Here is an 8,851-nt window from a genome sequence, read left to right on the forward strand (position 1 = left end):
CACCGATTGCTGGCGGCTCAAGCGCATGACCGACCCCTACGGCAACTTCCTCCAGGTGAGCTACAGCCTGTCCGGCGGAATCGAGACCTGGACTTTGAGCGACTCCACCGGCCGCCAGCACTACCTCCGCTTCAGCCACAACAATGGCGACACCGGCGGCGGCGACGGCAGTGCTCCCTTCGCCACCGCCGACGGCGACGAGTGGGGCGATATGCGGAAGGTGCTCCAAGAGGCCGATCTGGCGGCCTTCAACGGTACCCGCGCGGTCTACGGCTTCAACTACCAGGTGCGGACCATGCCGCGAGGCTGCCCGGTGGATACCCAGAGCTTGCCGGTGGGCTTCGACCACCTGCGCGCCGCCGTGCTCACCGGCATCACGGTCCCCGACGCCCAGGATTGGAGCTTCGTCACCAACACCCAGGTCCCCAAAGGCAGCGGCTGTACCTACCTGACCGGCAAGGTCACCCAGGTGAACACGCCGGCCCAGGGCAGCGTCTCGTACCAATACGGCCCCTGGCTGTTCCCGACCCGCTGCCAGTACACCCAATTGACCAACTTCCCCGACCTCGACTACCGGATCTGGGGCATCACCCGCAAAACGCTGCAGCGCAAGAACGGCACCACCGAAGCCGAGTGGAGATACAGCAGCAGCCTCTACCCCAGCCGCGGCTATTTGGTCGACGACGGTGCCGCCTGCACCCGCGCCGACTATCGCCGGACCACCGTCACCGGACCGGCGGTGAACGGCAAGTGGACGGAAACGGATTACTACACTGCGGTCACCGAAGGCACCGGTCAGTATCAAACTCCAAACATCACGATCTACGCCTGGCGAGCCCACGACAATGGACTGCCCTGGGCCAAGAGCCGGGGTGATGGGGATCCCGACAACCGCACCTTCTCCGTCACCGACCACGGCGGCAAGCCCCTCTTCCTTTCGAAGGTCACCTCCGAATGCAACTCCAAGGGCTGCACGGCCCAGCGCAGCGAGTACGTGCGCTACGAGATGTCCTTCCGAAGCTGCAACAAATACCCCGCCGGCGACTCTCCGGGGTGCTTTCAGGTGAATCCTCAGCTCGCCGCGACCCGCACGGTCTTCCACCAGGACGCCAACCGCTGGGCCGAGTCGGTTTCCCAACAGCCGGACGGAGCGGGGCATTACCGCCAGACCACCACCCGCGACAATTTTGGCATCGGCGTGAACACGTCCGGGCAGCGAACCACCAACTACACCGCCACCGGAGGCACGACCCTCGCCGTCAACTCCATCACCGGCATCATCACGCCGGGAACCGCCAGCAACTACCTGCCGGCGCCCTCGGCGCGCTGGATCCTGCACCCTTACGATCGGATCACCCGGTCCTACTCGGGTACCTCCTACATCACCGAATACCAATACAACGGCCAGGGCAGCCAGATCTGTGAACGCCGCTGGAAGTCCTCCTCCGGGCGAGGCGGTCAGGATCTGGTCCGCAAGCTCGTCCTGGGAACGGCGGCGGGGGTCAACCTCGGTCTGCCGGTGACCGAGATCCAGGCCGGAGGGGACACCGCCAACCTGGGCACCGGCACCCTCTGCGCCGTCAACGGCTCCGCCAGCAACGGCAGCCGCTTCGACACAGCCCACGGCTACCAACACCTCGCCCTCAAATCGAGCCGCACCGGTGGAGCTTCCTTCCCCTTCACCTACCGCGCGGACATCGACCGCAACACCGGGCTACCGTCGGCGACCTACAACGTCTCCGGCCAGAAGACCACGATGGCCTACGACCGTCTGAGCCGCCCGACGGTTCAGACGCCGGCAGCGTCTCTGGGGGTGGCGAGAACGGAGCTCGTCTACCACAACGCAGCGAACCAATATCCGGAAGTCGAGACGCTACGCAAAGACGGCTCGACGGTGCTGGCTCGCGAGAAAACCGTCTACGACGAGTTCGGCCGGATCCGGGAGCAGGTCCGCCGGCGCCCCACCGGGCCCACCACCACGGCGGAATCCTCCCAGGTGCTGCGCTACGACGCCGCCGGCCGCCTGGCCAAGCGCTCGACGCTGCAGGCCCGCGGTTCGGTGAATGAAAACCTTTCGCAACGCTACACCGACTATGACCCCTTCGGTCGGCCGCGCCGGGTGACCCGCGCCGACAACACCTTCGAGACCCGCCAGTATTTCGGTATCCGGCGGGTGAAGACCGGCGTCTGCCGCCGCACCAGTGCCAGCGGCTGCGCCACCATCTACCACAACACCTTCTATGACGGCATCGGCCGCATGCGCGCGGAGATCAACGACATCTACGCCACCGACACCGAATACGATCCCGACGGCAACGTGGTCCAGCGCGTCCGGCGGCTGCCCAACGGCGGATCCTCCCAGGTGCGCAACTACAGCTACGACAGCCGCGGCTTCCTACGCCACGAGCGGCTGCCGGAGGTCGGGACCTCCTCCTCCGCCGGCTACGTCACCTACACCCGGGACGCCCTGGGAAATCCCCGGACGAAGAACGACGGAGCTCACGCCCTGAGCTATCTCTACGACAACGCCGGCCGCCGCACCGAGGTGCGGCATGGCTCCCGAGTGATGGAGGAATGGGCCTACGGCACCTCCAACTCCGGCTCCACCCTCGGCCACAACTTCGCCCTGGGCAAGGTGGTCCGGGCCGCCCGGCACAACTATCTCACCACCACCACACCGGACGACTGGACGGTGGTGGAAAACTATGAGTATCGCGGCCGGGGCTCCCAGATGAGCCAGCGCCAAACTCAATTCCAGTACTCCCACCTCACCGGCTCGTCTCGCTTTGGACCGACCTTCTCCCAATCCTGGACCTACAACCGCCTGGGCAATACCGCCTCCCAGACCTTCCCCGGCTGCATCACCACTCCCGAAACTGGGAACAAGCCTTGCGCCGACAGCCCCTACGACCAGCCCGGGCCGACCCACAACATGACCCTCACCTACAACATGGGGACGCTCCGGCGGACCGCTTCGTCCCTCGGTCTGTGGTCCGAGGCGGACTTCCACCCCAACTTCCAGATCTCGAAGCTGCGCTATTCCAACGGCGTCGTCGGAACCTTCGACCAAGGACAAGGGGGGTTGCAACGAGCCCGGCGGCGGTCCTTCGCCAGCTCCACCGGCACCTTCTTCGACACGGGCATCTATCAATACGACCACACCGGTTCCATCTACGCCATCGGCGCGGATAGCTACGTCTACGACAAGGTCGGCCGGCTGCTCTCCGGCACCGTCAAACACGCCGGCGCCAACCGCAGCCAGGCCATGACCTACGACATCTGGGACAATGTCCGGTCCCGCGCCATCGACGGCGGGGCGCCGCTCATCTACTCGGTGAACAGCAAGAACCGCCTGCTGGGCAACAACGACGTCTTCTACGACGGCGCCGGCAACATGACTCAGGTGGGCTATCACGCCAACGGCCAGCCGGTCTATGAGCTGCAATATGGCGCTCTCAACATGCTGAGCCTGTTGCGCATCCGCGACAGCTCCGGGAGCTTCGTCGAGCATCGCTATCTCTACGGCCCCGGCAACCTGCGCCTCGTCTCCTTCCGGGGCGATACCGGAGAGCGGACCATCCGCCTGCGGGACGCCGGCGGGCAGGTCCTTCGGGAGTTGAGCGCTGTGGGTTACGGCCCGTACGTCAACTCGTCCAACCGCGGCGAGGTCTGGACCCACCAGAAGGACTTCTTCCACAGCCCGGAGGGGCTGGCGGCGACCCGCAGCCGCACCGGTGTCCTGCACTTCATTCACAGCGACCACCTGGGCAGTACCCGGGTGATCACCGGCACCGGGGGGATCGTCCTGGGCCGCCACGACTACTATCCCTTCGGCGCCGGGGTCCCGAGCTCCAACCAGGCGGACGAGCCGGCGTATAAATTCACCGGCCACGAGCGCGATGTCCACGGTCTGACGGACTACATGCGGGGCCGGACCTACGCCTTCCCCTTCAGCCGCTTCGTCTCCGCCGACCCGGCGCGGGACGGCTGGAACCTCTTCACCTACGTGAACAACGACCCCATCAACCGCACCGACCCCACCGGTCTGGCGGATATGGAGCAGCATCCGGCCCTCGCCGGCCCCCAGCAGATGACCCGCACCGAAGTCATGCGGGACATCGTGATCCAAAACACGCCGATCCTGGTGCAAGCGATCTTCGAGACCCTCACCGGAGTCGAGATGGACGTGGCCATGGTTCCGGCCAACCTGGATCAGCAAAGGGCCTCGGTAGTCATCGGCAGCCTCAACCTCGCCGCCAACGCGAGCTTTGCCGTCGCCCCCGGCGCCGGCGGGGTCACCCGCACCGCCCTGGCCTCGGAACGATCCGTGGCAGCCAACATCCTCACCGGAGCCGCCAACCGCTCGACCTCGGTCACCATGGTCAACGTCGGCCGTAGCGGAGTGAGGCGCCAGATCCAAGGGCAGGCTCTCTCCGGCGGCGGGACGGCCAGCTTCGTCACCGCCGGCGACGCCGCCTTCCTGCAAACCTTCAGCAACGCCCCCAGGTTCACCATCCAGCTGAGCGGAGCCAGCGGCACCGCCGCCGCCGGCAACGTCGCCACCTCCCTCGCCACCGAGGAGCTCAACGACCGGGTGAATCCCTAGGGAACCTGCTGACCGCACCCTCCCGTGAGCTCCCACGAGCTCCTGCAACAAAGCCCCGACCCGCTGGTGTGGCGGGTCGGGGCTTTTTCCAGCCATCTGTTCTCGGTCTCAAAGACCGGGGTCGGCGAGCAGGTTGTCCGGAACAAACCTAGCCCAACAGCCCTACCGCACCTCCCGCCCCCGCATGTAGTCCGACAGACCGTGGGTGTCCCGCTGGTGGCCGGTGAATTTGTACTCCTGCTCGTCGTCCTGGCCCGGGGCGTATTCGGTGCCGTAGGGGTAGTAGTGGTGCTTGCCGGTGAGGGTGCCGAGGCCGTTGGTCAGGACGCGGGGGCTGCCCAGGTGGTCAGCGAAGAAGAAGCGGGCGCCGCCGCCGCCAATGAGGGTGCAAGTGCGGGTGGCGATCAGGCCCAGGGGGCCGTGGAGGAAGTCCTTCTTGTGGGTCCAGACTTCTCCCGGGTTGCCCGGCTGGTAGAGCCCGAAGCCTTGTCTGCCCGAAGAGAGACCTCGTACTCGCGCAGGAGCGAGCCGTCGAGGTTGCGGTAGGTCATTTTGCGGACCCCGGTGGCGCCATCAAATTCCATCAGCCGGAGGTCGCCGGGGCCGTAGAGGTAGATGTACTCCTGGAAGGTGCCGTCGGGGAAGGTCCGCTTGTAGCGCTGCTGCGTGTTCAGCGCGTCGTAGGTCCACTCCCACGCCGGGCTGACCCCATCGGCCTGGAAGCCCGCCCGGACTAAGTTCCCGGCGCCGTCGTAGAAGTGGTTGACACCGTCGATGGGTTTGCCCAGCTGGCGGTTCTTGGCGTCGACCATCCAGTACTGCCAGGACTCCCCTGTGCGGCGGTAGGCGGTGAGGTTGTCGAAGGGGTCGTAGGTCCACTCCCAGGCGGGACTAAACCCCTGTATTGAGAAGCCGGCTGATCCTGCCCCGCACTAGCTTGAGGAGATTCTGAAGAGTCAGTCTTCTATAAAGGTAAACGAGAAGTCGAAACAGCCACCCATTCGCCGAAAGAGCTCACCAACGAAGACAGGAAGCGATACTATGTCGCTATCTCGGGCCGTAAGCAACGAGAGGAAGAAGCCGAAGTCCTCCTGGCTCAGACTCCATAAAGATATTAGTTCGCCCAACCAGGAGTAATCTCCGTCCTCGACGAGCTGAAAACTAACCACGAAAGCACCTGAGACCTGCCTGCTCGGCCGAATCTTCGCCTCGTGGTTTGCTTTTACCACCCGATCCGCCTGCTCCCTACTAAGATGAAAGAATCGGAAAGAACATCTTGATCGCTTAAAATACTCTTCAGAATTTTCACCCACGACGACCTCCTTAGTGAGTGCCACCCTCAAGCTCCTTGTAGATTTCAGCAAGCTCCTCTAGTTCCTGGTCAGTGAAGTTATCGTGGCCGCGCCGGCCCTCATCTTCTTTGACAGCCTCAACGAAGCCACCGAAGTCGCGTCTGTCAATTCCAGCAGATCGAGTTACCGCATCCAGCTGCTTGCGCACTGGATTGGTTGCAGGGGAACGGTCGTCAACTCCGATAGGCGGATTCAAAGCGGCGGAGCGTAGTATCAAAAAGCTCGGGCATGGTGGCGAAAATTGCCTTAAATCCTTTGGAAGGGCGGTTAAACGGTTCATTGTCCGTGATTGGTTCTAGCCACCACTGGCCAACTTCATGAAGCGTTTTGAGGAGCCATTTCAGCTGCGACGGGTCGTCGATGAGTACTTGATGGCTGCTTGGGATCAGGAGGATGTACTGATCTGCAGGAAGCCACTCGTCCAGATAGGAAAGGCACTCCTTGAGAGCATGCCAGTTCTCGCCAAACCCCTCAAAGAACTGCAATGCAGCTCCGAATTCGTCCATCAACCCCTGAAGGCTCCGCATCTTCCCACCCCGCAAACGTCGAACTATTGTTCCTGGGGGCGGATTCCCGAATAGAGCTGTGGGGGTTTGGGTCTCCGCTTCATTTTGGATGTCGGAGAGTTGAATGAAGCGAGATAAATGTTGCCACTGTCGGGTGTTCTCTGAGGTTGTCACTAGTGCACCTGGGTGAATGTTCTGAAGTGATTCGTCCTGGCCGGGGGCGTACTCGGTGCCGTAGGGGTAGTAGTGGTGCTTTCCGGTGAGGGTGCCTAGGTCGTTGGTCAAGATTCTCGGGCTCCCCAGGTGATCGGCGAAGAAGAAGCGGGCGCCGCCGCCGTGGGTGCGGGTGGCGATGAGGCACACGGAAAAACTAGAGTGTAGATAATGTTACTGGTTGCACAACCTCTCCACAATGGAGAGGCGACCGGTGCAAGGAGCAGTTCCCATTCTTGGAGTTCGAGAGAATGTCCTACCTCAGCGAATCGCTCCTTGCCAAACCTCTATGATTCTCTGGCGGAGATCGTCTCCGTAGCTACTAGCCCTTCCTGATCCAGTAGCCGTGGGATCAACTCGCTTAGATTTTGGTCATAGGCTCCTCGATAACTACGAGAGTATGAACCATCGCTTCAGCGTCTGAAACGCTGAACCCAGCGCATCCTCTAGATCGACGAAGTAAATGACTAGTCTCATGATCCTCTATCAGACCAGATCCTTCCGAGCCTGTCGAACTCCTTCACGTTGGAGACCCACTCAACCGGCCTAGCGATCGACCTCCGGCGGCACAGATTCAATCAGAAAGATCGATAATATCCATGCCATAGGAAACTCTAAAGAAAGATATTCTATGAATCACCCCAGCGCTTAGGTGATATAAGGGTCGCTCTTCTCGGATAGTCATGCTAGTGGAGAAGGCAGCCTCCCAGAGGGTCTTTCTGAGAAATTGCCGCAGGGCAAAACGATGGGGCCAGAGAATATCGAGCAGTTCTTCGAGGCCCTCGCTAGTATCGAGGCTCCGCTGCTTGACCGAGATGGTCCAGACACCGGTTAGCAAGGCAACGTGGCTAGTGCTGCGCAGCTTCTCGCCCTTTCTCCCTGCATGGGTCGGCTCTAGTCCGATCTCTCGAGTGCACACCGATGGGTCCAGGTCTTCTCCGTCCAAGGAAAAGGCTGTGGTTATAAGCGGCCTTGAGTCCGTCATCGTGTCGCTCCCTCTGTTAAAGCCGCGAAGGGGATTCCGGTGGAAACCGGTCCTGTCGCCCCTTTCTTGACTGGTACCAGAACCACCATTCCACCGTCGTCAATGCCGATGTTAAAAGTCCGGGCTGCCTTTTCACCCACCAGCTCAAGCTTGATTCCCTCGGCGTCAATGCCGTGCTTCTTCAATTGATGGCGCGTTAGAACCTTTATGTTGCCTGCCCTAGATTTTCCGCTTGCCGCTAAGCCAGAAAACCCCTTGACCACCTTCCCGCCAGCGGATCCGACACCAGCAACAATCGTCGAAGCGCGACCGAGGTCCTGAGCTACGGCAGCGGCCTTTTCGATTCCGCTCAGCTCATCATTACCGACTGCCTCCCCGAGGCCTTCGCCCAGCCGAAGGACATCCGTTCCCAGCTTGAGAAAGTCTGCCCCTGTACCTGCAAGTGTGGCGAGAGCCACCCCGGTAGGGCTTCCGTCTGTATACCTTGCTACCGCGAACGACTTGTATTGGCCGATGCGTGCATCCGCCGAAGCTGCGATCTGCGCGCCGGTCCGAGCTTGCCCCGTAGGATCGACGAAGCGAACGGGATTGCCTCCAGTATACGCATACAGATTCCACCCATCCCGCCCGGGATCCACGCTCATAAACCGCTGAAGCGGGAAGGCACACGTCCGCCCCCGCATGTAGTCCGACAGCCCGTGGGTGTCCCGCTGGTGGCCAGTGTATTTGTATTGCTGCTCGTCGTCCTGGCCCGGGGAGTACTCCGTGCCGTAGGGGTAGTAGTGGTGCTTGCCGGTGAGGCTGCCGAGGCCGTTGGTCAGGACTCTCGGGCTGCCCAGGTGGTCAGAAAAGAAGAAGCGGGCGCCGCCGCCGTGGGTGCGGGTGGCGATCAGGCCTAGGGGGCCGTGGAGGAAGTCCTTCTTGTGGGTCCAGACTTCGCCCGGGTTGCCCGGCTGGTAGAGCCCGAAGCCCAGGACCTCGTACTCGCGCAGGAGCGAGCCGTCGAGGTTGCGGTAGGTCATCTTCCGGACCCCGGTCTGCCCGTCGAACTCCATCAGCCGCAGGTCCCCGGGGCCGTAGAGGTAGATGTACTCCTGGAAAGTGCCGTCGGGGAAGGTCCGCTTGTAGCGCTGCTGCATGTTCAGCGCGTCGTAGGTCCACTCCCACACCGGGCTGATCCCATCGGCTT

General features: G+C 62.4%; 5 protein-coding genes. 1 reads left to right on the plus strand and 4 read right to left on the minus strand.

Annotation, left to right across the window (positions count from 1 at the left end; all coding sequences use genetic code 11):
• Positions 1 to 25: 25 nt before the first annotated feature.
• Positions 26 to 4,606 (plus strand): RHS repeat-associated core domain-containing protein, encoded by a 4,581-nt coding sequence (locus SX243_23825; GenBank protein ID MDY7096015.1) that lies wholly within the window; start codon positions 26 to 28, stop codon positions 4,604 to 4,606.
• Positions 4,607 to 5,010: 404 nt separating this feature from the next.
• Here the strand turns inward: SX243_23825 and SX243_23830 are convergent, their stop codons facing one another.
• From SX243_23830 to SX243_23845, 4 genes are all read right to left on the minus strand, one after another.
• Positions 5,011 to 5,418, minus strand: a complete 408-nt coding sequence (locus tag SX243_23830; GenBank protein ID MDY7096016.1) for a hypothetical protein — start codon at positions 5,416 to 5,418, stop codon at positions 5,011 to 5,013.
• A 144-nt stretch (positions 5,419 to 5,562) separates the two neighbouring features.
• The gene (locus tag SX243_23835) at positions 5,563 to 5,943 is read right to left on the minus strand and encodes a hypothetical protein (protein ID MDY7096017.1); all 381 of its coding nucleotides are present in this window, start codon (positions 5,941 to 5,943) and stop codon (positions 5,563 to 5,565) included.
• 188 nt (positions 5,944 to 6,131) lie between these two features.
• Entirely contained in the window at positions 6,132 to 6,749 is a 618-nt protein-coding gene (locus SX243_23840; GenBank protein MDY7096018.1) for a barstar family protein, read from the minus strand.
• Between the two features lie 909 nt (positions 6,750 to 7,658).
• Positions 7,659 to 8,851 (minus strand): RHS repeat-associated core domain-containing protein (locus SX243_23845; GenBank protein ID MDY7096019.1); only part of this gene is annotated, 1,193 nt, incomplete at its 5' end.

Source organism: Acidobacteriota bacterium (assembly GCA_034211275.1).
Taxonomy (GTDB): domain Bacteria; phylum Acidobacteriota; class Thermoanaerobaculia; order Multivoradales; family JAHZIX01; genus JAGQSE01.